Origin of the sequence: Allobosea sp. ASV33 (assembly GCF_016428755.1) — a bacterium.
GTDB lineage: Bacteria > Pseudomonadota > Alphaproteobacteria > Rhizobiales > Beijerinckiaceae > Allobosea.
In genome coordinates this window covers 1-20,278 of sequence record NZ_JAELTI010000096.1, presented here as the reverse complement: position 1 = coordinate 20,278, position 20,278 = coordinate 1, and the positions used below count along the sequence as shown (strand labels likewise).

Genomic DNA, 20,278 nt, shown 5'->3' with positions numbered 1-20,278 from the left:
GGTCGAGATTGGCGCGGCCCTTCTCCGCCAGGCCGAACGCATCGCCTTCAACCTCCATGATCCGGCGCATGACGTCTTCAAGGCTGGGGCGATTGCGCGGGTCGAAATAGAGCGCGGCCTCGCCGCAAGCCTCGCGGACGGCGGGAATGTCCGCCGCCAGAACCGGGCAGCCCTGCGTCATCGCCTCCAACGGCGGAATGCCGAAACCCTCATAGAGACTGGGGAACACGAAGGCGCGTGCATGGCGTTCGAGCGCGACGATCTCTGCATCGCTCAGGCGCCCGGTGAAGACGAGATTCTCGGCGCTTGCAGGCGCGTCCGCCTTGAATACGCCGCTGCGGTCGAGCGCGCCGGCTATGACCAGCTTCCAGCCGCGATCGCCGAGCGCATCGAAGGCCCGGATGGCGAAATCGACGTTCTTGTTGGGCTTCAGGGTGCCCAGCATGAAGAAGAAATTCCGGCCTTCCAGCCCCAGGCGCCGCAGCACGGCTTCGTCGGGAGCCAATCCGGAAAAATGGTCGGTGGCATTGTAGACGACCGGGATCTTCTCCGGCGCCACGCCGAAGATCGCGCTCAGCTCGCCGCGCGAGAAGTTGGAGACGGTCGCGATGCGCGCCGTGCGCGTCAGCCCGAAGCCGAGCAGCTTGTGCGTGGCGCGATAGGAGGCGCTGAACGCTTCCGGGTGACGGAAGATCGTGACGTCGTGGATCACGACGAGCTGCCGGCGATGGAGCAACGGCCCGCTGCCGCCGAAGCCGACGAGAATGTCTCCCGCAGCCCGGCGCGCGAGCGAGGTCTGCTCCCAGAGATGGCCGGAGAACGGCCCGAAGCGCTCGACGGCGATATGCTGGAATTCGTGCGTTTCCGGAACGTCCCGCGGCGCGAGAAGGCGCCAGCGGGCCCCTTTGAACGCCTCGGGAACCGCGCCCATTCCGATCCGCCGGTCGAGTGCTTTCGTCATCTCGAGGGCGAAGCGCTGCACGCCGGTCAGCGGCTGGCCGAGAAAACGGCCGTTGATCGAGATCGACTGCAAATCTTGGGCACCGCCGTCCGGAAATCGTCCGCCAAACCTGCCGGATCCCGGGTGAAGGGGAGGTTACCCCCGTATCGAAATCGCCGGGGCAAGCCGGAAAGGCATGTCAAGCGGTTGTATTTTAGGAATTTAAGCCTATAATGATCTCTGTTCGTTCTAGCTTGCCTTAGGCGATAGGACGGGCGGAAATCAGCGCTGCTAGGAGTTTTCAATGCCCGGCTATCGAATTTTCGACGATCTTGTAATCGCGGACCCGGCCACGCCGGCCCCCTCCGGCTTCACGGCTGGATCGATCGGAGCTGCCATCGAAGCAGCGCGCAACGCCGCCAAGCCACTTCAGCTTCGCCCCGGCACCTATGACATGTCCAATATCGACATCCTGACGACGAGCGGCTCCGGGCGCAGAATCGAAATCTTCTGCGCGGCCGGCGAGGCGGTCCTGAGGCTGACAGGTGGCAATTACGGCCTGCGCGTCTTCGGACAGGCCGGCATGACGTTTCGAAATATTGCCTTTGACGGCCAGAACCTCGGCCTGCCCCCCTATTCTGCTCCGAACGTGATCACGACGGCGGCAGGAATGGTCATCGTCGATAACGCGCAGGACACGGTATTTTCGCGCTGCTCGTTCCGCAACACGGTCAAGACCGGAAGCGAGCCCGCCGGATCCTACAAGGCTGCTCTTCTGTGCGTGAACGACGCAAGGCCGCGCGTGAGCAACTGTGGCTTCGACAATATCGACGTCGCCGTCTGGGCGTTCAGCTCGGAGACCCTGGTCGAAGGCTGCCGCGTGGTGGGGGCGAAGAACAACGGCGTCGCGATCTACGGAACGCTTGGGAGCGGCGGAAACCTGTCGGTCGTCCGCAACAACTTCTTCAACTACGTGGGCAGCGACGCTGGTACCGGCGCCAACGGCAACGCCGTATCGGCTTATTTGGCCAATGATGTTTCGTTCGTCGGCAATACGATCTTTAACTGCGCGTTCTCGGCGGTCCGCGTCAATGGCGGCTCGCGGGTCCTCATCAAGGACAATTCCTGCTGGAACATCCGTGAAGCCTGCCTGTACTATGAAGCTCCGGGCGCAGGGCAGAACGGAACCGGCGCGACCATTGCCAACAATCGGGTCGATACGGCCGGCGATGGCATCAATGTCGGCAATTCCGGCTATTTCAACGATGGCGTGGCCCGCCGCTCGATCGTGACCGGCAACCAGATCAGCAATCTCACCGTCACGGCAATTCCGGGTTCGGGCGGGGTCGGAAACTACAACACCACTGCCATCGGCATTACGGTGGAGCAGGATTCCGTCGTGAGCAGCAACATCGTCGAAGGTGCGGCCGGCGGTCTCAAGTTGGGCGTGGCCCAGGGTGCGCGGGATCTCGTCTGTGACGGGAACCTGATCCGCGACTGCGGTGTCGGCATCGCCTTCTCGTCGAGTGCCCAGGCCGGGAAGATGGTGCTGAGCAACAACATCATTTCAGGTGCCGGCGCCAATGCGATCGTATCGGCGTCGACAGTCGGGCTGGTTCCGCCGCTGACAACCTACAACGCCAATCTCGCGTCCCAGACGGCCGGAAGCTCCGGGCAGATCCTCATTGTCGATAACCGCGCCTCCTGAGGGGCAGACGGGCGTCGCATAAAAAAAGCCGGGGCGTTGCCGCCCCGGCCCGATGTTTCCGAGAATGTCGGCCGCGGCCTGCAATCCTTAGTACGAGTAGTACATCGCGAACTCGACCGGGTGCGGCGTCATCTCGAAGCGCGCCACATCCTGCATCTTGAGCTCGATATAGCTCTCGATGAAGTCGTCGTTGAAGACGCCGCCGGCCTTGAGATAGGCGTTGTCCTTCTTCAGCGACTCCAGCGCCTCGCGCAGCGAGCCGCAGACGGTCGGGATCTTCTTAAGCTCGCGCGGCGGCAGGTCGTAGAGGTCCTTGTCCATGGCCGGGCCGGGATCGATCTTGTTCACGATGCCGTCGAGGCCGGCCATCAGCATGGCCGCGAAGGCGAGATAGGGGTTCGCCATCGGATCGGGGAAGCGGACCTCGACGCGCTTGGCCTTCGGCGAGGTCGTCCACGGAATACGGCAGGAGGCCGAGCGGTTGCGCGCCGAATAGGCGAGCAGGACCGGGGCCTCATAGCCCGGGACGAGGCGCTTGTAGGAGTTGGTCGAGGGGTTGGTGAAGGCGTTCAGCGACTTGGCGTGCTTGATGATGCCGCCGATGTACCAGAGGCATTCCTGCGACAGGTCGGCATACTTGTTGCCGGCGAAGACCGGCTTGCCGTTCTTCCAGATCGACTGGTGAACGTGCATGCCCGAGCCGTTGTCGCCATAGATCGGCTTCGGCATGAAGGTCGCGGTCTTGCCGTAGCTCTGGGCCACGTTGTGGATCGCGTACTTGTAGATCTGCATCAGGTCGGCGGTGTGCACGAGCGTGTCGAACTTCATGCCGAGCTCGTGCTGGGCCGAGGCGACCTCGTGGTGGTGCTTCTCCACGACCACGCCCATGGACTGCATCGCGGCCAGCATCTCGCCACGCATGTCCTGCGCCGAATCCTGCGGCGGAACCGGGAAGTAGCCGCCCTTGGTGGCGACGCGGTGGCCGAGATTGCCGCCCTCGTAGTCCGCATAACCGTTGATCGGCAGCTCGACGTTATCGAGCTTGAAGCCGGTGTGATACGGGTCGGCAGCGATCTTGACGTCGTCGAAGACGAAGAACTCGGCCTCAGGGCCGACATAGACGGTGTCGCCGATACCGGTCGACTTCAGATAGGCCTCGGCCTTCTTGGCGATGCCGCGCGGGTCGCGGCCATAGGGCTCGCCGGTGCCGGGCTCGAGCACGTCGCAGTTGATGACCATGGTCGCGGCCGAGAAGAACGGGTCCATCGTCGCGGTCGTCGGATCCGGCATCAGCAGCATGTCGGACTCGTTGATGGCCTTCCAGCCGGCGATCGAGGAGCCGTCGAACATCGTGCCCTCGGCGAAGATGTCCTCGTCGATCATGCCGACGTCGAAGGTCACGTGCTGCCACTTGCCGCGCGGGTCGGTGAAGCGGAAGTCGACATACTTGACGTCGTTGTCCTTGATCGCCTTCAGGACATCCTTGGCGCTTTTCATTTCAGCATTCCTCTTGCCAGCAGTTATTCACATTCACGCTGCCGCGACCGGCTCCAATCCGGCCAGCGGCTCGTTATTCCATGAGCGGGGAGACGACCTCAGATCGCGTCCGCGCCGGTCTCGCCGGTGCGGATGCGGATCACCCCCTCGATGCTCGATACAAAAATCTTGCCATCTCCGATGCGACCGGTCTGGGCGGCCTTCATGATCGCCTCGATGGCGCGATCCAGCATGTCGTCGGCGAGAATGATCTCGATCTTCACCTTCGGCAGGAAGTCGACGACGTATTCGGCGCCGCGATAGAGCTCGGTATGGCCCTTCTGGCGACCGAAGCCCTTGGCTTCCAGGACGGTGATGCCTTGCAGTCCGACCTCCTGGAGCGCCTCCTTCACCTCGTCCAGCTTGAAGGGCTTGATGATCGCTTCGATCTTCTTCATGCGCCGACCGGCCTCCATTGCATCTCGGGCTCCGGCTCGTGCCGGATCGTGGTTGGCAGCGCGCTGCGGCGCGGGAAAGAAGCCCGCGTCTTCACGCGAATGCAGCCTTGCTTCTGCTCATAGCATTGGCGCCGACGCCCCGCCATGCGGCAACGCCCGCCGGAGCGCTCGGTGAAAAGGCAATAAACAGCACAAAAATTGAGCATCTGCGTAACTGTTGATCACAAGCGTCATTCCGCCGCAACTTGCGGGCCGTCCGACGCCGCCCGAAGATGCGGCATGGACGATCATGGCACCGAGACAAAGGGCAGGGCGGAGCTCGCCCTGTTGACCACGCAGCAGATGGCGGCGGCCGATCGGATCGCGATTGCGGCAGGCATCCCCGGCATCGACCTGATGGAACGCGCCGGCCGCGCGGTGGCGAAAGCCGCCTTTCGGCGCGCCGGGTCAGGAGGCGCCGTCACGCTGCTCTGCGGGCCGGGCAACAATGGCGGCGACGGTCTCATTGCGGCGCGCCTCCTGCGGGAAAGAGGGCTGCCGGTTCGCGTGGTTTTTCCGGGCGCTGCAGACGACTTATCGGGCGATGCAGCGATCGCGCTGGAACGCTGGGGCGGGGCGGTCGAGCCTCTGAGTGCGCTCAGCGATGCGCGAGGCGCTGTCTTCGTGGACGCCCTGTTCGGCGCCGGGCTGACGCGCCCGCTCGCCGGGGCCTTCGCCGAAGCGGCGGAGTTTCTCAACAGGGCAAGCCGCCCCGTCATTGCTGTCGACATGCCGAGCGGGGTGTCGGGCGATACCGGCCGCGCCGAGGGGATCGCCGTCAGGGCCAGCGAAACCGTCACCTTCTTCCGGCTGAAGCCGGGGCATCTGCTGCTGCCGGGACGATCGCTTTGCGGCCCGGTGACGATTGCGGATATCGGCATCCCCGCGGAACTGGCGCTCGAAGCGATCGCGCCGGCGGCGTTCCGCAATGATCTGGCGCTCTGGCGAGAGGCCTGGCCTGTCCATGCGGCCGATACGCACAAGTTCCGGCGCGGTGCGGTCGCGGTGTTGGCGGGCGGCGTCGCGGGGGTCGGGGCTCCGCGATTGAGCGCCCGTGCGGCGCTGCGCATTGGCGCGGGGCTCGCGACCCTTCTCTGCGAGCCGGAGGCCTTGCCAATCCACGCGGCGCGCGGGCCGGATGCGCTGATGCAGCGCGCCGTCCCGGATCGCGAAGCGGCGGAGGCCTTCCTGTGGGATCGCCGGGTTTCGGCCGTCCTGGCCGGCCCGGCCCTGGGGCTCGACCGGCGCGCCAAGGATTTGGTGCGGACAGCCATAGCAAGCGACCGGGCTGCGGCGCTCGATGCCGATGCGCTGACCGCGCTCGCGGCGTTTCCCGACGGGGGAGCGCGGCTTCTCCATAGCCGGGCCGGAGAGACCGTGCTGACGCCCCATGAGGGCGAATTCCAGCGGCTGTTCGGCCAGGAGGCGGATATCGTCGCCGAGCCGTCGAAGCTCGAGCGGGCCCGAAAGGCCGCTGCGCTTTGCGGCGCGATCGTCGTCTACAAGGGTGCCGATACGGTCATCGCCGCGCCGGACGGACGCGCCGCCATCAACACCACGGGATCGGCCGCGCTGGCGACAGCAGGCTCAGGGGACGTGCTGGCCGGGTTGGTCGCCGGGCTCCTGGCCCAGGGGATGCCGGCCTTCGAGGCAAGCTGCGCAGCCGTCTGGCTCCATGGCCTCGCCGGCGAAAGGCTAGGAATGGGACTGATCGCCGATGACCTGCCGGAAGCTATCCCGCCGCTGCTGCGGGAGATTCTCCCCGCGATCTGACGCAACAGGCGCAAAAAAAGGCCCGCCCCGATCGGGGCGGGCCTGCTTTGCCGAAGACGATGTCAGGTGCCGGAATAGGTCACGCTCGGCGCGGCCTTGAGCTGGTCCTTGGTCATCGTGATCTTGCCGTGATCGGGATACATGGCCGGCGCCTTCGGGGCTGCCGCGGCCGGCGGAGAGGCCATGGTGCCGGCGCCGCCGGCGCTACCGGACGGCGCGGGCGCAGGCGCCGCAGCAGCCATCGGCTGGTCGCTCCAGTTCACCTGATCGAAGGGAACCGCGACATCCTTCGAGCCGATGCCGAGGAAGCCGCCGACGCCGATCGTGACCATCTCGACCTTGCCGGTCTTGTCGACGATCACCTCGGTGATGTCGCCGACCTTCTTGTCGTCGGGGCCGTAGATGTCGACGCCGATCAGCTTGCTGGTGCGCCACTTGCCCTGACCGGCCAGATTGGTGTGAGCCTCGGGAGCGGCGCTCGACTGCGTGGCGGTCGGCGCGACGGGGGCCGAGGAGGGCGGCGTCGGCGCGGTGGTCTGGGCCATGGCGGCCGTGGCGAGCATCGTGACACCAACGGTAGACAGCATGAAGTGATGACGCTTGATCATATCTTCCTCCAGAATGTTTTCCGCAGCTAAGCGGGTTGCATGGACAACAACCGAGAGGCGATTTTGTTCGAATGGGAAGCCGCTTATTTTCTCATGTGGGTCGAATTCATACGAACAGGAGACCTAAAAAGGAACCCCGCGCAACCTCGCCGGCATCATGACTTGCTATGGCCGGGTGTTTGCTTGCCGGTTGAAGCTATGCTCCAATGCCGCAGATGTGGAACGTCGCGGTTACGGCGCTGTTCCATCCTCGTTTCCGTGAGGTGTTGCGATGCCGGCCGTTCCTGTCACGCTTTCGGTGGACGAGCGCGTTCTGACCGTCCTCGACCGGCATATCGAGCTTCACCGGCAGGGACGCTCGCGTGCCGACGTGATCGCCGAAATTCTCGCCGTCTGGGCGGCCAATCCGGAGCGGCTCGCAGCCCCGCCGGACGAAGGATTGCGGCCCGAAGAGCTCAATGCGAGCAACGATTCCTGACGTCTGAAGCGCGGCCGCGTCAGTCGTCGGCTTCGTCGCGCCTCAACTCGAAGGCCAGCATGGCTTCGGCGAGCGCATGCAGTTCGCGCTCCTTGTCCGCGGAATCGGGCATCGCGCTCAGCTCCTCGGTCCGCTGCTGCGCGCGGTCGTAGTCTTCCTCGGTATGGATCACGATGGGCAGCTTCACGGTCTTCCTCCTGCGCGGCGGAGCGGAACCTGGAACGGCTTCCGACGCCGATCGGAACGTCTCATCGGGGCGGCGGGTTCCGCCTGTCGTGCCGTAGCGCCGCAACTTAAGCCTTCGGCAAGGGCGAGGCGGCATCATGCGTGCTCCCCAGCCGAATGCAAGGTGCCGAGAGGGCAGGCGATGCGTGGTTTTCTGATTCCGGCCTGCCTGGCGGCGGGGATGATCGCCGCTGCCGGCGAGCCGGCATCCGCCTTCTGGCAGCGTTCGCAAGTCTCGGCCTGTTCGGATGCCACCACCGACGCGGAACGTCAGCGCCTGCGCTGCTGGGAGCTCAATGCCTATGCCGATCCGGGCTGGCCGGCGCTCGGTGCGGGAGGCGGGGCCTATCTGCTGCCGGCGCCGTCGAGCCGGCCGGGGCGCGGACACAGGGGCGGTGTGACCCGGCGGCTTGGCTGATCGATCCGGCCGATGGCGTGCCCGTCCTTCGTGAGCCTCGCCCGCCGCGCGATCCAGCGCGTAGCTCGAACGCAGAAATCAACCCGCCGTGCGTCAAGCGGCGGGCCGATCTTTTATGGGCGGCGATGAAGCGCTCGTGTCACTCGGCGTAGGACTGGGTCGCCCAGGCTGCTTTGAGCTTCGGCCCGACATGGGCGCCGAGCGGCCCGAACCATTTCATGTACAGGGCCTCGGCCTCGCCCGACTTGAACATCTTGCCCATCGTGTGATTGACGATCCAGAGGATGGTCGGGTTCAGCTTGGGCACCATGAAGCCTTGCGGCGCATAGCCGTATTCGTCGCCGACGATCTCGAGCGTGTCGGGCTTCTTCGACTGCTTGATCAGCCCGTAGAAGGCGCCGTTATCGCTGAAATAGGCGTCGGCGCGCCGGGTCTCCACCGCGATCAGGGCGGCCGCATGGTCGTCGACATTGAGGACGCGCAGGTTGAGCTTGCGCTCGGCCATCAGCTTCTTGAGGTCCGGCTCGCTGGTCCCGCCGGTCGCCACGGCGACGATCTTGCCGTTGAGATCGTCGTAGTTCTTGATCCCCGAGCTCTTGAGGATCAGGAGCTGGCTCGCCGAGACGTGGCTGACCGACGAGAAATCGACCTGCCGGTTACGGCCGAAGGTGTTCACCGTTCCCTCGCATTCGAGATCGACCGTCCCGTTGGCGACGAGGGCCTGCCGGTTCTGGATCGTCATCGGCACGTATTTGATCTTGATCTCGGGCAGATTCAGCTCGGTCTTGATCTCGTCGATGATGCGCCTGCAGAACTCGACCGCGTAGCCCGTCGGGTTCTTGTTGTCGTCGAGATAGCTGAACGGGAACAGCGCCTCGCGGACGCCCATGGTGATGGTCTGGGTCTCCTTCAGCTTCTTGACGATGCCGTCGACCTCCTGGGCTCCGGCGGCCGAGCTCGCCAGGTTCAGCGCCAGAATGGCGCCTGCGGCTGCAGCAAGATGGAATTTCATCGATCTCTCCCTTTTTGCGATGGCTCGCCGATATCCGCCTTCGATCGAAAGGCGGTGTCTAGAATCCGTCCCTGGCCCGCGCCGCCAGTTCCTCGCGCGTCATCGCGTCGAAGCCCAGCGCCGGCAGCAGATCATTCTCGCCGGTGAAGTCGCGCCCATAGGCGGATGACAGCAGGGTCAGACCCGCCTCGTGCAACGTCGCCGGGCGTCCGACGAGCCGGCCGAGCAGCACTGTCGGCAGCAGGCCATAGGGCGCGTCCTCCAGGACGTAGCGGCTTTCCAGCGTTGTCGGTCCGAAGCCGCCCTTGCCGCGGCCGTGCAGCTCGGCATTCATCTCGGCGATGCTGGCGACCGGGAGCTGATAGGAAAAGGCGTAGTGCTCGCGGATCGTCCGGACCGCAACGCCGAAGGCCTCGGCGATGGCCAGCCGCTCGGCATCGAGCGCCTCCATCACGCGCCCGACGGCCGGCGTGACGTTCTCCGCCTGGCCCCAGGTCTCGCCGCGCTCCATCCGCGTCAGGTTGAACAGGGCGATCGCGAGATGGTTCTGCGGGTTGAGATTGCTCAGCGCGATCGCAAGCAGGCCTTCGCGGGGAACGAAACGCTCGCCGAACAAGGTGGTGCAGAGCGCCAGCGCCTCAGGCGACGCGCTCTCCGGCACCGTCGCGAGGTCGATCTTCGAGCGCAGCGAATTCACCGCGACCTCGGTCGGCGAGGCCTTGCGGCCGGTGGTGAGCGTCGTGCCCCAGGCGATGATCGGGACGCTGACCTTCCGGGCGGCGAGCAGCCGCGCGAGGTACAGCGCACCGAAGGAAGCATGCGAGCTGATGATGACCGGCTGTCCCTGCTTGAGGTGCGGGGCGATCGCGTCGAAGGCGAGCTTATGGGCATAGCCCGGCATCGCCAGCATCACGGCATCGGTGCCGAGGACGGCTTCCGCGGCGCTCGCGGCGATGCGCGGGTGGAAGCTGGTTTCGATGGCCCCTGTCGCGCGCAGCGGCTCGCCAGCCGCGAGGGCCGCGATGCTCCGGCCCGATGGCGACCAGAGGATCGGATCATGCCCCATGATCGAGAGCTGGGCTGCCGCGCCGCAGGCCGCGGCTCCCGCTCCCAAGATACCAACGCGCATATCAGATCGCCTTTTTCGTTGAGAATGGTAACCCGCCGCGTTCATGGCAGGCTGCTTTCGAGAAACCGAACTTCGAACCGGCTCGTATCCTAGACGGCATTCCGGCCTCGCGACGATTGCCGATAGAGCAGGACCATCAGACCGCGAGAGAGTGTCGGCAGCGGATTGCTGATGGAATGCGCGACGTCGACGGGATAGCGCACGGTCTCACCCTGCCGGAGCAGATGCCGTGAGGTCCCGCTGGTGATCGCGAACTCGCCGGACAGCGCCGTGAAATGCTCGATGGCTCCCGGCGCATGCGGCGCGCTGTCGAGACAGCCCCCCGGCGCAATCTCGACGTCGTACCATTCGATGGCGCCGGACAGGTTCGGCGGGCTCAGGATCCGCAACTGGCAGGAATTGTCGGCGCTGCGGATCGTCGGCGTATGCTCCGGCGGGAGCACCTCGATGAAGCTGTCAGTCCCTGCCGTCGTCTGCCCCTCGCCGAGCAGAGAGACGAAATCGATGCCCAATCCGCGGGTCAGGCTCCAGAGCACCGCGAAGGTCGGGTTGGCCTCGCTCCGCTCGATCTGCGACAGCATCGATTTCGAGACGCCCGAAAGCGCCGAAAGCTGCTGGAGCGTCAACCCGCGCTCCTTGCGCCGGTCCTGGAGAAGCGGGCCGATCTGAGGGGGATTCAGCTCGCTCATGGATGGCTCAGTGCGTGAGGACCTGGTTGAGGAACTGCTTCGCCCGCTCCGAAGAGGGCGCGGTGAAGAACTGCTCCTTAGGCGTGTCCTCCACGATCTCGCCGCGATCCATGAACAGCACGCGGTTCGCGACGCGCTGGGCAAAGCCCATCTCGTGGGTAACCACGATCATGGTCATGCCCTCAAGGGCGAGCTCCTGCATCACTTCCAGGACCTCGTTGATCATCTCCGGGTCGAGCGCCGAAGTCGGCTCGTCGAACAACATCGCCTGCGGGTTCATCGCCAGTGCGCGGGCAATCGAGACGCGCTGCTGCTGCCCGCCTGAGAGCTGGGCCGGGCGGTTGCCGAGCTTGTCGCCGAGACCGACCCGCATCAGGATCTTTTCGGAGCGCTCGTCGGCTTCCTTCTGCGAGCGCTTGAGCACATGGACCTGCGCCAGGCTGACGTTCTGCAGCGCGGTCATATGCGGGTAGAGCTCAAAGCTCTGGAAGACCATGCCGATGCGTGCGCGCAGGGCCGGCAGATCGGTCTTCGGCGCCGAGACCGAGACACCGTCGACCGTGATCGTGCCGCGCTCGAACGGCACCAGGCCGTTGATGCACTTGATCAGGGTGCTCTTGCCGGAGCCAGACGGCCCACAGACCACCACGACCTCGCCCAGGCTGATCGTGGCCGAGCAGCCGCGCAGGATCTGCTGGGAGCCGTAGAATTTATGCACGTCGTCGAGAACGATCATGACGGACGCCTTCTCCTGTAGAACTCGGCGGCTTTCGTGATGGAGAGGCAGATCACCAGGTAGACGACGGCCACCAGCAAATACATCTCGGTCGCGCGCCCGTCGCGTGCGGCGATGACGCTCGCGGCGGTGAGGAAGTCGTGCAGCGAGACGACATAGACCAGCGAGGTATCCTGGAAGACGATCACGATCTGGTTGAGGATCAGGGGCCCCATGGCGCGCATCGCCTGCGGCATCACGATCAGGCGCAGCACCTGCCAGCGGCGCAGGCCCGTCGCCAGCCCGGCATCGCTCTGGCCCTTGCGGACGCTGCCGATGCCGGCGCGGATGATCTCGCAGTAGAACGCCGCCTCGAACAGGACGAAGGCGATCAGCGCCGAGGTCAGCGAGCCGACCGGCCGGCCGATCGCGAGCGGCATCAGGAAGTAGAACCAGAACAGCACGAGCACTAGCGGCAGCGAGCGCATCACCGTGACGTAGGCCGCCGCGGGTCCGGAAATCAGCCGATGCGTGGAGAGCCGCATCAGCGCGAGCCCGAAGCCGACGATGAGGCCGCCTATGGTCGCGACGAAGACCAGCAGCGCGCTGAGCAGCATGCCCTCGGCGAGGAAGCTGGATGAGCGGGCGATGACGCCCCAGTCGAAATCGCTCATGCGTTGGCCTTCCGCAACGCGGTGCCACCGATCCGGTTGTCGATGAGGCGCATCAGGCCGGTCGCGCTCAGGCCGATGACGAGATAGCCGATCGTCGCGAAGGTGAAGGCCTCGAAGCCCTGGAAGGTGTAGTTCTCGACATGGCGGCTCTGCGCCGTCAGCTCGAGCACGCCGATCGTCAGGCTGAGCGAGGACAATTTGATCGTGATCAGGAATTCCGAGGTCAGCGGCCCGACGATGGCGCGCAGCCCCAGCGGCAAGGCGATCAGCCGGAAGGCCTGGAGCGGGCGCAGGCCCGTCGCGAGAGCGGCCGGCAGGAGAGGGGCGCCGACGGCCTCGATCCCGGCGCGCACCTGTTCGGCGACGCGCGCGCCGGCGAACAGGCCGATGGCAAGCACGGCGGTGACGATCTCCGGATAGGGCAGGTCGCGCTTGAGCCAGAGCCCGATCGAGTCGGGAACCACTTCCGGGAAGACGAAATACCAGAGGAAGAGCTGGACCAGCGGCGGCACGCTGCGGAACACGTCGATATAGATGCCGGCCAACAGCCGCGCCATCCGCGAAGGAGCGCTGCGCGCTATACCGACGACGATGCCGATCGTGAGAGCGACCGCCCAGCTCATGATGCTGATCGCAAGCGTCAGGAGCACGCCGCTCCACAGCCAGCCGATGAAAGGCTCTCGGATCAGGACAGACCAGTCCCAGCGGTAATTCATCCGCCCCCCATCGCAAACGCCATCTCTGCGGATTCGCTATTCCGATATGTCGGAATTGATCAGGTTGTCGGCGAGATTGTCAACCGGCATTTTGCCGTCTAAATCCAAAACTGAAATACGAGCCCGATGGGCTTGATCGCTTCGCCGGCCCTATTTCGGCGCGCCCCCGGTCACAGCCTCCCGATTGCGCACCGCAAGAATCGAGGCTGGCCAAGGCGATCCGATATATCGAACTTAACGATTCAGGCCGGCCTGACGCTGGCCCGCCCCGGACTCAGTTTTGCACCATCCCCGCCATCCGCGGCAGCCAGAGCGCAAGCTCGGGGAAGAAGGTCACGGCGAGCACGATACCCAGCATCGCGACGATAAAGGGCGGCACCTCGCGGAAGATTTCCGAGAGCGGCGTGCCGGTCAGGCCGGCCATCACGAACAGCAGCAGTCCATGCGGCGGCAAGGTCAGCCCCACCATCATGTTCAGCACCACGACGATGCCGAAATGCACGAGATCGATGCCGAGCCCCTGCGCGACGGGCACAATCAGCGGCACGATCACCAAGAGGATCGTGACCTCGTCGAGCACGATGGCGAGGAACAGCATCAGCAGGTCGACGATCAGCAGGAACTGCGTCGGCGTCAGCTTCCAGGAGAGCAGCGTCGCCTGGATCAGATGCGGGACGCCCTCGTTGGCCACGGCATAGTTGAAGACGAAGGCGCCGCTCATGATCAGCGTGATCATCGCCGTCGCCTTCACGGTCTCGCCCATCACGTCGAGAAGCTGCGCCGGCTTCAGCGTGCGGTAGACGACGAAGGCGAGGACGAGTGCATAGCTCGCCGCGATCGCCGCCGCCTCGGTCGGCGTGGTCACGCCCGAATAGATCAGCCCGAGCAGGATGACGGGCAGGGCCAGCGGGGCCAGCGCCCGGCCGAAGATCGCCGGCATGGCAGACCACGGCACGCGGGCCTCGCGCGGGAAGCCGCGGCGGCGCGCGATGATGGCGATCACGCTCATCAGCGCCAGCGCCATCAGGGCCGCCGGCACGAGGCCGCCCAGGAACATCGCGCCGACCGAGGCATTGGCGATGAGCGCATAGAAGATCATCGGGATCGAGGTCGGCATCAGCGGCCCCAGCGTCGCCGAGACCACCGAGGTCGCGGCGGCGAAGCCGCGCGGATAGCGCCCCTCCCGCGTCATCATCCGCGCCACGACGAGGCCGGGGCCGGAGGCGTCGGCGACGGCCGAGCCGCTCATCCCCGAGAAGATCAGGTTGGAGACCACGTTCACTTGCGCGAGGCCACCCGGCAGGTGCCCAACCATCGCCGAGCCGAAGCCGAGCAGCCGCTCGATGACGCCGCTCGCATGCATGACATTGGCGACGAAGATGAACAGCGGCACCGCGATCAGCAGGTAGGAATTGTAGAGCCCGTTCATCGTCTGGTCGACGACGAGCCCGACATCCTGATGCGTCGCGACCATGTACGCGAAGCCGGCGGCCAGCATCGAGAGGCCGAGCGGCGCGCCGAGCACGGCGACGAGCGTGAAGACGCCGAGAAGGATCCAGAGCCCTTCGGACATGAGCTGTCGTCTCCGTCAGAGATAGTGGCGCCAGCGCGGGCCGAGCAGCCGCCACGCCAGCCAGGCGGAGCGCACCACCACCGCGACCAGGAACAGGCCGAAGCAGGAATAGATGATGTCGAGCCTGATGTTCAGCACCGGCGTCCGCTCGCGCCAGAGAAAGGCGATGTAGTCGAGCGAGCCCGGCAGCGCGGCGGCGAAGATGCCGCCGACGATGACGAGCCTGGCCAGCGCCATCACCCGTTTCCCGCGGTCGGGAAGCGGGCGATAAGCGAGATCGAAGGTGATCTGCTCGCGGTCGCGCACGACGAAGGCGTTGGCCCAGAAGATGATCCAGATGAACAGGATCACCGAGACCTCGTCGGCCCAGGTCGCCTCGTCATGCTCCAGATAGCGCGTGACGATCTTGTAGTTGAAGATCAGGAAGACCAGCGCGAAGAGCAGCGCCGGCACCAGGGCCGCGAAGCGGCGCAGCCGCGCGGTCCAGGTTCCCGTATCCTCGGGCTCGGCGGGGGCCGTGTGCATGGCGGCCTCACGCCACGGCGACGCGCTTGAGCCAGGCCATGTCCCAGGCTTTCACCGCGTCGCCGACATAGGCCTTGTCGGCCGCGGCGCGGAAGGGCGCGAGGTCGATCGCATCGACGCTGAGGCCGCGCTGCTTGATCGCGTCGATGATGCTGGCCTCGTCGGCAAGGCGCCCGTCGTCGCCGGCCTTCGCCGCCTTGCGGGCCGCGTTCTGCAGCAGGGTCTGCTGCGCGGTGGACAGCTTCGTCCAGGCAGGCTTGGCGATGGCGAAGAAGACCGGCTGGAGCATATGCGAGGTCAGGACGACCTGCTCGCTGACCTCGTAGAGCTTGGCGGCGTTGAAGATCGAGAGCGGGTTCTCCTGCCCGTCGACGGTGCCGGTCTTGAGTGCGAGATAGAGCTCGGGCATGCCGAGCGGCAGCGGGCTCACGCCCAGGGTGCGGCCGAGCAGCAGCCATTCCGGCCCCGCCGGCATGCGCAGCTTGACCCCGGCGAGGTCGGCCGGCCCCTTGACCGCCCGCTTCGCGCGCAGCGAGACCTGACGCGTGCCGAGATAATGCGTCGCGAGAATCTCGATCCCCATCTTCTCGGCGACGGCCTTGCGGTACTCCTCGCCGAGCGGCCCGTCGAAGACGCGGCGCAGATGGGCATGGTCCTTGAACAGATAGCCGCGGTTGAAGAAGCCGAGCTCGGGCATCTGCTGCGCCACCTCGAAGGTGGTCATCGTGCTCATCTCGAGATTGCCGCGCTGCAGGGCCTGGACCTCGGTGCCCTGCTTGAACAGGGTCGAGGCCGTGTGCACGCTCATGGCGATTCCGGCGGAGGCGGCGTCGACATCCGCCTTGAACGCTTCGAGCGCCTTCGCGAGGAAATCGGTCGGCGGCGCCGCCGTCGAGATACGAATCTGGACCGGAGCCTGCGCCAGAACCTGCCCGGCTGAGCCCAGCACGGCGCCGGCCAATGCGCCCTTGATGATGTCGCGGCGTGTCGTCATCGCCATTCCCCTTTTTCTGACGTTCGATCTGCCTGTGTCGTGCCTAAAGCCCCAGCCCGCCCAGTGACTTGCCGCCATCGACGAACAGGGTCTGGCCGGTGATGAAATGCGTCGCGGGCGAGGCCAGGAAGGCGATCGCACCGGCGATATCGGCCGGGTCGGCCGCTTTTCCGCCCAGCTCCAGCTCCTGCGCCCTGGCATATTGGTCGGGCGGCATGGTGCGGGTCATCGGCGTGTCGGTGAAGCCGGGCGCGACCGAATTCACCGCGATCTGCCGCGGCCGGAGCTCCATCGCCATCGCCCGCGTCAGCCCGACCACGCCCGCCTTGGAGGCGACGTAGTGTGCGAAATTCGTCCCGCCGATCGCCGCGCGCGAGGACACCGTGACGATCCGCGCCCCGGCCGTCATGCGGCGCGCGGCCTCCTGCGCGGCGATGAAGACGCCGATGAGGTTGACGTCGAGCATCGCGCGAAAATCCGCATCGCTGATCGCGTCGAAGGCCCGTGGCTGGTAGATGCCCGCGACGCAGACCAGGGCGTCGAGCCGCTCCGGCGCCGCGATCGCAGCCGCCACTGCCGGCCGGTCGCAGACATCGAGCACGCAGGTCTCGACGCCGCCAGCCGGCGCTTCCCCGATCAGGGCGTCCAGCTTGTCGCCATCTCGGTCGGCTGCAATGACCCGGAACCCGTCGCCAGCGAGCCGCAGGACGGTCGCGCGCCCGATTCCGGACGCACCGCCGGTCACGAAGGCGACGGGCCCGGTCATCTCAGGCCGATTCCTGGATGACGACGCTGAGCGTGCCGATGCCCTCGATCGCGGCCTCGACCGTGTCGCCCACGGCGAGGAAGGTGCCCTTCGGCACGCCAACGCCCGCCGGCGTTCCCGTCAGCAGCACGTCGCCCGGATCGAGCGTCATGATGCGCGAGGCGGTGGCGATCTGCTCGGCGATCGAGAAGATCATGTCGGTCGAGCGGCCGTCCTGTTTGAGGGCGCCGTTGACGGAGAGCTTCAGCCCGACGTCCTGCGGGTTCGCAATGGTCGAAGCCGGCACGAAGCGCGGGCCGAGCGGGCAGCAGGTGTCGTTCGCCTTACCGGCCACCCAGTCGAGCTTGTAGAAGGTTTCCGGCGCGCGGTTGTGGTCGCGGGCGGAGAAGTCGATTGCGACGGTGTAGCCCGCGACATGCTCCAGCGCGTGCTCGACCGAAACATTCCGCGCCGTCTTGCCGATCACGACGGCGAGTTCGATCTCCCAGTCGAATTTCTCTGTGCCGATCGGCATGCGCACGGTCGGGCCTTCGCCGACCACGGCATTGCGCGGCGGCTTCATGAAGAAGAACAGGCGCTGCTCCTCCTTCTTCGCGCCGGGCATGCCCATCTCGGCGAGGTGGTCGAAATAGTTCGCGCCGGCGCAGAGAATCTTGCCGGGATAGAGCAGGGGGGCGAGCCGCCGCGACGGCGTGACGCGATCGCCGGGCTCGACCTTTGCGGCGGCCTCCGCCAGCAGCGGCACGGCCCGCTCCCAGGCGCGGAACAGCGCGGCGACATCGCTTTGGCCAGGCCAGCCGACGCGGGCCAGCGCCGGCTCCAGCCGGTAGAGTTCCTCGCCGATTTCGAGGCAGGCGACTGCGGCGCCATCGACCTCGACCGTCGCCAGCGCCCAATCGTTTCGACCCGGTTGCGCCATCGTCCTGCCTTCCCTGAGAAACGCCTTGCTATAAGGCCAGGGTGATTTTATAAAATGATCCTGTCAACATAAAATCGGACGTGCGATGAAAGCAGGTGTCGAGGCTGAGGTTCTCGCGGAAAGCCGGTCTCAGGCCGAGCGGGCTTATCTGCGGCTGCGCGGCGAAATCCTGCATGGCGACCTGATGCCGGGCGAGAGATTGCGCGCGAACGACCTGCAGGACCGCTACAGCCTCGGGCTGACGCCGATCCGCGAGGCGCTGATGCGGCTGTCCTCGGAGGGATTCGTCGCGGCCGAGACGCATCGCGGCTCACGCGTCAGCGAGCTCTCGCCGCATGAATTCGCCGACCTGATGGCGACGCGCCGGGAGATCGAGCGCCTCTGCCTCGTCAAGGCGATCGCGCTGGGGGATGCGGCCTGGGAGGCCGAAATCGTCGCGGCGATGCATATGCTCTCGCGCGCGCCGCTGCCGGCCTCGCCGGAGGATCGCGAGGCGGCCGCGTTCTGGGAGGCGCAGCACCGCCGCTTCCACCTGGCGCTGGTCAGCGCCTGCGGCTCCGATTGGCTGCTGCGCTTCTGGTCGGTGCTGGCCGACCATTCCGAGCGCTATCGCAAGCTGCGCCTGCTGCGCCGCCACGAGGCCGGCGCCGAGGTCCGCGACGTCAACAGCGAGCATGTCGCGATCATGGACGCGGTCCTCGCCCGCGATGCCGACAAGGCCTGCAGCCTGATGGACGCGCATCTGGCCGCGACCGAGACAAGCGTGCTGCGTCTTCTGCATGAAGGCGCCGAAAGAAAGGACGAACCGCGATGATCATCCGCACTGCCGTGCTCGAGGGCGAAGTTCCCGCGGCCGACAAGGCCCATTTCGACCGTGAGATGGCCGAGACCGTGCTGCCCGCGATCCGCCGCTATCCCGGCATTCGCGACGTCAAGCTGCGCTGGCAGGCCGAGCAGGAGGCGGGCGCGCCACCGGTCTATCTGACTTTCGACCTCTATTTCGACGATCTGGAGGCGATGCATGCCGCGCTCGCCAGCGATATCCGGCAGGAGGTTCGCCGCGAGCTCGGCACGATCATGCCGCTGTTCAAGGGCCGCGTTTATCACCTGATCCTGCGGGAGAGCGATTGACCAAGAGCGCCATTTGAACAGGTGCCCGAAGCGAGACGCCCCTGCCAGAACGCGCCGGATTCGCGCTTCCCAGGCTTCTGGAATGATCCCCGCTCTCTCGATCAGAGCGCATTCCCGGAAGCGGGCTCAGGAAATCTTGATCAGAGGCTTGATTGTGCTGGTGAGCGGGGAGGGGATCGAACCCTCGACCACATGATTAAAAGTCACGTGCTCTACCACTGAGCTACCCGCCCTCACAGGGGCGCTGACATACGGAGCCGATCGGCCCCGGTCAACTCGTTCCGTGCAGATTGCGCGATTTTGCGGTGGCTGCCGATCGGTTCCTGAAGATGGCGTTAACCCGCCGGAAACCAAACCGGCCTAGCGTTCCGGCATGGTTATTCGCCGCGGTCTCCGGTCGATCTTCGTGACATTGGCCCTCTATCTCGTATCGGGGGCGGCCGTGGCCTATTTCATGTTCCATGCCCAGCATGGCGCACGCGGGCTTGAGGCGCGCGGCGCGATCCGGGAGTCCTTGCGCGACATGGAAGGCGAACTCGCCGCCCTCATGACGGAGCGCAAGTCCTGGGAGCAGAAGCTTGCCCTGGTGCGCAGCGAGTCGGTCGATCGCGACCTCCTCGAGGAAAATGCCCGCGAGATCCTCGGGCGCACCCATAAGAACGACATCGTCATCATGGGGCGGTGAGGCGAAACAGGCCTCGCCCTTAGTCGCAGACGTATCGATTAACCTGATTCCGGTTGATTGACTTGATCCCTTGTTTTTCAAGTGGTTGAGCCATGCTGCATTGCGAGATAGCGTCCTCGCCAAGGTTTTTTCGATCCTCTACAACTTGGGTCGGATGACCTTGGAGGACCGCCTATGGCTGTTGCCGCGCGTAAGTCGAAAGCTCCCGCTCAACCCAAAGCCCCGGCAAAGGCCCGAGCGGGCAAGGACAGCGCCGCCAAGGCCGCGGGAGCCATCAGCAACACCCCGACCTTTACCAAGGACGAGGACCTCCACGCCTATCGCGAGATGCTGCTGATCCGGCGCTTCGAGGAGAAAGCCGGCCAAATGTACGGCATGGGGCTGATCGGCGGCTTCTGCCACCTCTATATCGGCCAGGAAGCCGTCGTCATCGGCATGCAGATGGCCTCCAAGGACGGCGACCAAGTCATCACCGGCTATCGCGACCACGGGCATATGCTGGCCTGCGGCATGGAATCGCGCGGCGTGATGGCGGAACTGACCGGCCGGCGCGGCGGCTATTCGCGCGGCAAGGGCGGCTCGATGCACATGTTCAGCCGCGAGAAGAACTTCTACGGCGGCCACGGC

General features: G+C 65.7%; 24 protein-coding genes and 1 tRNA gene. 8 read left to right on the top strand and 17 right to left on the bottom strand.

The window, feature by feature from the left end:
• On the bottom strand, window positions 1-1,033 hold a 1,033-nt coding region (locus JHD80_RS22060), incomplete at its 3' end, for a glycosyltransferase family 4 protein (RefSeq protein ID WP_199091844.1).
• Between the two features lie 211 nt (window positions 1,034-1,244).
• Here JHD80_RS22060 and JHD80_RS22055 point away from each other — a divergent pair.
• Window positions 1,245-2,648 (top strand): TIGR03808 family TAT-translocated repetitive protein, encoded by a 1,404-nt coding sequence (locus tag JHD80_RS22055; RefSeq protein WP_199091842.1) that lies wholly within the window; start codon window positions 1,245-1,247, stop codon window positions 2,646-2,648.
• An 87-nt stretch (window positions 2,649-2,735) separates the two neighbouring features.
• On the opposite strand, the gene glnA is transcribed toward JHD80_RS22055, so the two are convergent.
• Both glnA and JHD80_RS22045 read right to left on the bottom strand, forming a co-directional pair.
• A complete protein-coding gene (glnA, locus tag JHD80_RS22050; protein ID WP_199091840.1) occupies window positions 2,736-4,145 on the bottom strand; it encodes a type I glutamate--ammonia ligase in 1,410 nt (469 codons plus the stop codon).
• Window positions 4,146-4,243: 98 nt separating this feature from the next.
• Entirely contained in the window at window positions 4,244-4,582 is a 339-nt protein-coding gene (locus tag JHD80_RS22045; protein WP_199091838.1) for a P-II family nitrogen regulator, read from the bottom strand.
• 279 nt (window positions 4,583-4,861) lie between these two features.
• Between JHD80_RS22045 and JHD80_RS22040 the strand changes: the two genes are divergently transcribed.
• Entirely contained in the window at window positions 4,862-6,394 is a 1,533-nt protein-coding gene (locus JHD80_RS22040) for an NAD(P)H-hydrate dehydratase (RefSeq protein WP_199091836.1), read from the top strand.
• A 62-nt stretch (window positions 6,395-6,456) separates the two neighbouring features.
• Here JHD80_RS22040 and JHD80_RS22035 read toward each other — a convergent pair whose 3' ends face one another.
• Window positions 6,457-7,002, bottom strand: coding sequence for a PRC-barrel domain-containing protein (locus tag JHD80_RS22035; protein WP_199091834.1), 546 nt, complete (start codon window positions 7,000-7,002; stop codon window positions 6,457-6,459).
• A 271-nt stretch (window positions 7,003-7,273) separates the two neighbouring features.
• Here JHD80_RS22035 and JHD80_RS22030 point away from each other — a divergent pair, with 271 nt between their 5' ends.
• Window positions 7,274-7,480 carry a hypothetical protein gene (locus JHD80_RS22030; protein WP_199091832.1) on the top strand — a complete coding sequence of 69 codons (207 nt, stop codon included), beginning with the start codon at window positions 7,274-7,276 and terminating at the stop codon, window positions 7,478-7,480.
• 19 nt (window positions 7,481-7,499) lie between these two features.
• On the opposite strand, the gene JHD80_RS22025 is transcribed toward JHD80_RS22030, so the two are convergent.
• Window positions 7,500-7,667: a hypothetical protein gene (locus tag JHD80_RS22025; RefSeq protein WP_199091830.1), complete on the bottom strand. Its 168-nt coding sequence runs from the start codon at window positions 7,665-7,667 to the stop codon at window positions 7,500-7,502.
• 180 nt (window positions 7,668-7,847) lie between these two features.
• On the opposite strand from JHD80_RS22025, the gene JHD80_RS22020 reads away from it, so the two are divergent.
• On the top strand, window positions 7,848-8,123 hold the full coding sequence (locus JHD80_RS22020; protein ID WP_199091828.1) for a hypothetical protein: 276 nt from the start codon (window positions 7,848-7,850) through the stop codon (window positions 8,121-8,123).
• 139 nt (window positions 8,124-8,262) lie between these two features.
• On the opposite strand, the gene JHD80_RS22015 is transcribed toward JHD80_RS22020, so the two are convergent.
• The 11 genes from JHD80_RS22015 to JHD80_RS21965 all read right to left on the bottom strand — a co-directional run bounded on the left by JHD80_RS22015 (window position 8,263) and on the right by JHD80_RS21965 (window position 17,835).
• Window positions 8,263-9,135, bottom strand: coding sequence for an amino acid ABC transporter substrate-binding protein (locus tag JHD80_RS22015; RefSeq protein WP_199091826.1), 873 nt, complete (start codon window positions 9,133-9,135; stop codon window positions 8,263-8,265).
• Window positions 9,136-9,193: 58 nt separating this feature from the next.
• On the bottom strand, window positions 9,194-10,264 hold the full coding sequence (locus JHD80_RS22010; protein ID WP_199091824.1) for an NAD/NADP octopine/nopaline dehydrogenase family protein: 1,071 nt from the start codon (window positions 10,262-10,264) through the stop codon (window positions 9,194-9,196).
• 89 nt (window positions 10,265-10,353) lie between these two features.
• On the bottom strand, window positions 10,354-10,953 hold the full coding sequence (locus tag JHD80_RS22005; RefSeq protein ID WP_199091822.1) for a helix-turn-helix domain-containing protein: 600 nt from the start codon (window positions 10,951-10,953) through the stop codon (window positions 10,354-10,356).
• A 7-nt stretch (window positions 10,954-10,960) separates the two neighbouring features.
• Window positions 10,961-11,689 (bottom strand): amino acid ABC transporter ATP-binding protein, encoded by a 729-nt coding sequence (locus JHD80_RS22000; protein ID WP_199091820.1) that lies wholly within the window; start codon window positions 11,687-11,689, stop codon window positions 10,961-10,963.
• Window positions 11,686-12,342: an amino acid ABC transporter permease gene (locus tag JHD80_RS21995; protein WP_199091818.1), complete on the bottom strand. Its 657-nt coding sequence runs from the start codon at window positions 12,340-12,342 to the stop codon at window positions 11,686-11,688. The genes JHD80_RS22000 and JHD80_RS21995 overlap by 4 nt, the downstream gene beginning before the upstream one ends.
• On the bottom strand, window positions 12,339-13,058 hold the full coding sequence (locus tag JHD80_RS21990) for an amino acid ABC transporter permease (protein ID WP_199091816.1): 720 nt from the start codon (window positions 13,056-13,058) through the stop codon (window positions 12,339-12,341). Before JHD80_RS21990 ends, JHD80_RS21995 begins: the two co-directional genes overlap by 4 nt.
• Window positions 13,059-13,332: 274 nt before the next feature.
• Entirely contained in the window at window positions 13,333-14,631 is a 1,299-nt protein-coding gene (locus tag JHD80_RS21985) for a TRAP transporter large permease (protein ID WP_199091814.1), read from the bottom strand.
• Window positions 14,632-14,646: 15 nt separating this feature from the next.
• Window positions 14,647-15,156, bottom strand: a complete 510-nt coding sequence (locus JHD80_RS21980; RefSeq protein WP_199091811.1) for a TRAP transporter small permease — start codon at window positions 15,154-15,156, stop codon at window positions 14,647-14,649.
• Window positions 15,157-15,163: 7 nt separating this feature from the next.
• Window positions 15,164-16,150, bottom strand: coding sequence for a TRAP transporter substrate-binding protein DctP (gene dctP / locus JHD80_RS21975; protein WP_199091809.1), 987 nt, complete (start codon window positions 16,148-16,150; stop codon window positions 15,164-15,166).
• A 43-nt stretch (window positions 16,151-16,193) separates the two neighbouring features.
• Window positions 16,194-16,916, bottom strand: a complete 723-nt coding sequence (locus JHD80_RS21970; RefSeq protein ID WP_199091807.1) for an SDR family NAD(P)-dependent oxidoreductase — start codon at window positions 16,914-16,916, stop codon at window positions 16,194-16,196.
• 1 nt (window position 16,917) lies between these two features.
• Entirely contained in the window at window positions 16,918-17,835 is a 918-nt protein-coding gene (locus JHD80_RS21965) for a fumarylacetoacetate hydrolase family protein (protein ID WP_199091805.1), read from the bottom strand.
• Between the two features lie 85 nt (window positions 17,836-17,920).
• Between JHD80_RS21965 and JHD80_RS21960 the strand changes: the two genes are divergently transcribed.
• Together JHD80_RS21960 and JHD80_RS21955 are read left to right on the top strand one after the other, a co-directional pair.
• Window positions 17,921-18,649, top strand: a complete 729-nt coding sequence (locus JHD80_RS21960; RefSeq protein ID WP_199091803.1) for a GntR family transcriptional regulator — start codon at window positions 17,921-17,923, stop codon at window positions 18,647-18,649.
• Complete coding sequence (locus tag JHD80_RS21955; RefSeq protein ID WP_199091801.1) at window positions 18,646-18,966, top strand: EthD family reductase; 321 nt, start codon at window positions 18,646-18,648, stop codon at window positions 18,964-18,966. The genes JHD80_RS21960 and JHD80_RS21955 overlap by 4 nt, the downstream gene beginning before the upstream one ends.
• A gap of 158 nt (window positions 18,967-19,124) precedes the next feature.
• Here the strand turns inward: JHD80_RS21955 and JHD80_RS21950 are convergent.
• Window positions 19,125-19,199, bottom strand: a tRNA-Lys gene (locus JHD80_RS21950).
• Window positions 19,200-19,372: 173 nt separating this feature from the next.
• On the opposite strand from JHD80_RS21950, the gene JHD80_RS21945 reads away from it, so the two are divergent.
• Entirely contained in the window at window positions 19,373-19,651 is a 279-nt protein-coding gene (locus JHD80_RS21945) for an FtsB family cell division protein (RefSeq protein WP_349237320.1), read from the top strand.
• Window positions 19,652-19,825: 174 nt separating this feature from the next.
• On the top strand, window positions 19,826-20,278 hold a 453-nt coding region (locus JHD80_RS21940), incomplete at its 3' end, for a thiamine pyrophosphate-dependent enzyme (protein WP_248311715.1).

What these genes read in the sequence shown, in the direction of transcription:
- JHD80_RS21980 (WP_199091811.1), bottom strand. Translation starts at nt 15,156, where the DNA reads ATGCACACGGCCCCCGCCGAGCCCGAGGATACGGGAACCTGGACCGCG.
- JHD80_RS22045 (WP_199091838.1), bottom strand. Translation starts at nt 4,582, where the DNA reads ATGAAGAAGATCGAAGCGATCATCAAGCCCTTCAAGCTGGACGAGGTG.
- JHD80_RS22030 (WP_199091832.1), top strand. Translation starts at nt 7,274, where the DNA reads ATGCCGGCCGTTCCTGTCACGCTTTCGGTGGACGAGCGCGTTCTGACC.
- JHD80_RS21970 (WP_199091807.1), bottom strand. Translation starts at nt 16,916, where the DNA reads ATGACCGGGCCCGTCGCCTTCGTGACCGGCGGTGCGTCCGGAATCGGG.
- JHD80_RS21990 (WP_199091816.1), bottom strand. Translation starts at nt 13,058, where the DNA reads ATGAATTACCGCTGGGACTGGTCTGTCCTGATCCGAGAGCCTTTCATC.
- JHD80_RS21955 (WP_199091801.1), top strand. Translation starts at nt 18,646, where the DNA reads ATGATCATCCGCACTGCCGTGCTCGAGGGCGAAGTTCCCGCGGCCGAC.
- JHD80_RS21965 (WP_199091805.1), bottom strand. Translation starts at nt 17,835, where the DNA reads ATGGCGCAACCGGGTCGAAACGATTGGGCGCTGGCGACGGTCGAGGTC.
- JHD80_RS21960 (WP_199091803.1), top strand. Translation starts at nt 17,921, where the DNA reads ATGAAAGCAGGTGTCGAGGCTGAGGTTCTCGCGGAAAGCCGGTCTCAG.
- JHD80_RS22010 (WP_199091824.1), bottom strand. Translation starts at nt 10,264, where the DNA reads ATGCGCGTTGGTATCTTGGGAGCGGGAGCCGCGGCCTGCGGCGCGGCA.
- JHD80_RS22040 (WP_199091836.1), top strand. Translation starts at nt 4,862, where the DNA reads ATGGACGATCATGGCACCGAGACAAAGGGCAGGGCGGAGCTCGCCCTG.
- JHD80_RS22020 (WP_199091828.1), top strand. Translation starts at nt 7,848, where the DNA reads ATGCGTGGTTTTCTGATTCCGGCCTGCCTGGCGGCGGGGATGATCGCC.
- JHD80_RS22005 (WP_199091822.1), bottom strand. Translation starts at nt 10,953, where the DNA reads ATGAGCGAGCTGAATCCCCCTCAGATCGGCCCGCTTCTCCAGGACCGG.
- JHD80_RS22000 (WP_199091820.1), bottom strand. Translation starts at nt 11,689, where the DNA reads ATGATCGTTCTCGACGACGTGCATAAATTCTACGGCTCCCAGCAGATC.
- JHD80_RS22015 (WP_199091826.1), bottom strand. Translation starts at nt 9,135, where the DNA reads ATGAAATTCCATCTTGCTGCAGCCGCAGGCGCCATTCTGGCGCTGAAC.
- JHD80_RS22055 (WP_199091842.1), top strand. Translation starts at nt 1,245, where the DNA reads ATGCCCGGCTATCGAATTTTCGACGATCTTGTAATCGCGGACCCGGCC.
- JHD80_RS22035 (WP_199091834.1), bottom strand. Translation starts at nt 7,002, where the DNA reads ATGATCAAGCGTCATCACTTCATGCTGTCTACCGTTGGTGTCACGATG.
- JHD80_RS21995 (WP_199091818.1), bottom strand. Translation starts at nt 12,342, where the DNA reads ATGAGCGATTTCGACTGGGGCGTCATCGCCCGCTCATCCAGCTTCCTC.
- JHD80_RS21985 (WP_199091814.1), bottom strand. Translation starts at nt 14,631, where the DNA reads ATGTCCGAAGGGCTCTGGATCCTTCTCGGCGTCTTCACGCTCGTCGCC.
- glnA (WP_199091840.1), bottom strand. Translation starts at nt 4,145, where the DNA reads ATGAAAAGCGCCAAGGATGTCCTGAAGGCGATCAAGGACAACGACGTC.
- dctP (WP_199091809.1), bottom strand. Translation starts at nt 16,150, where the DNA reads ATGACGACACGCCGCGACATCATCAAGGGCGCATTGGCCGGCGCCGTG.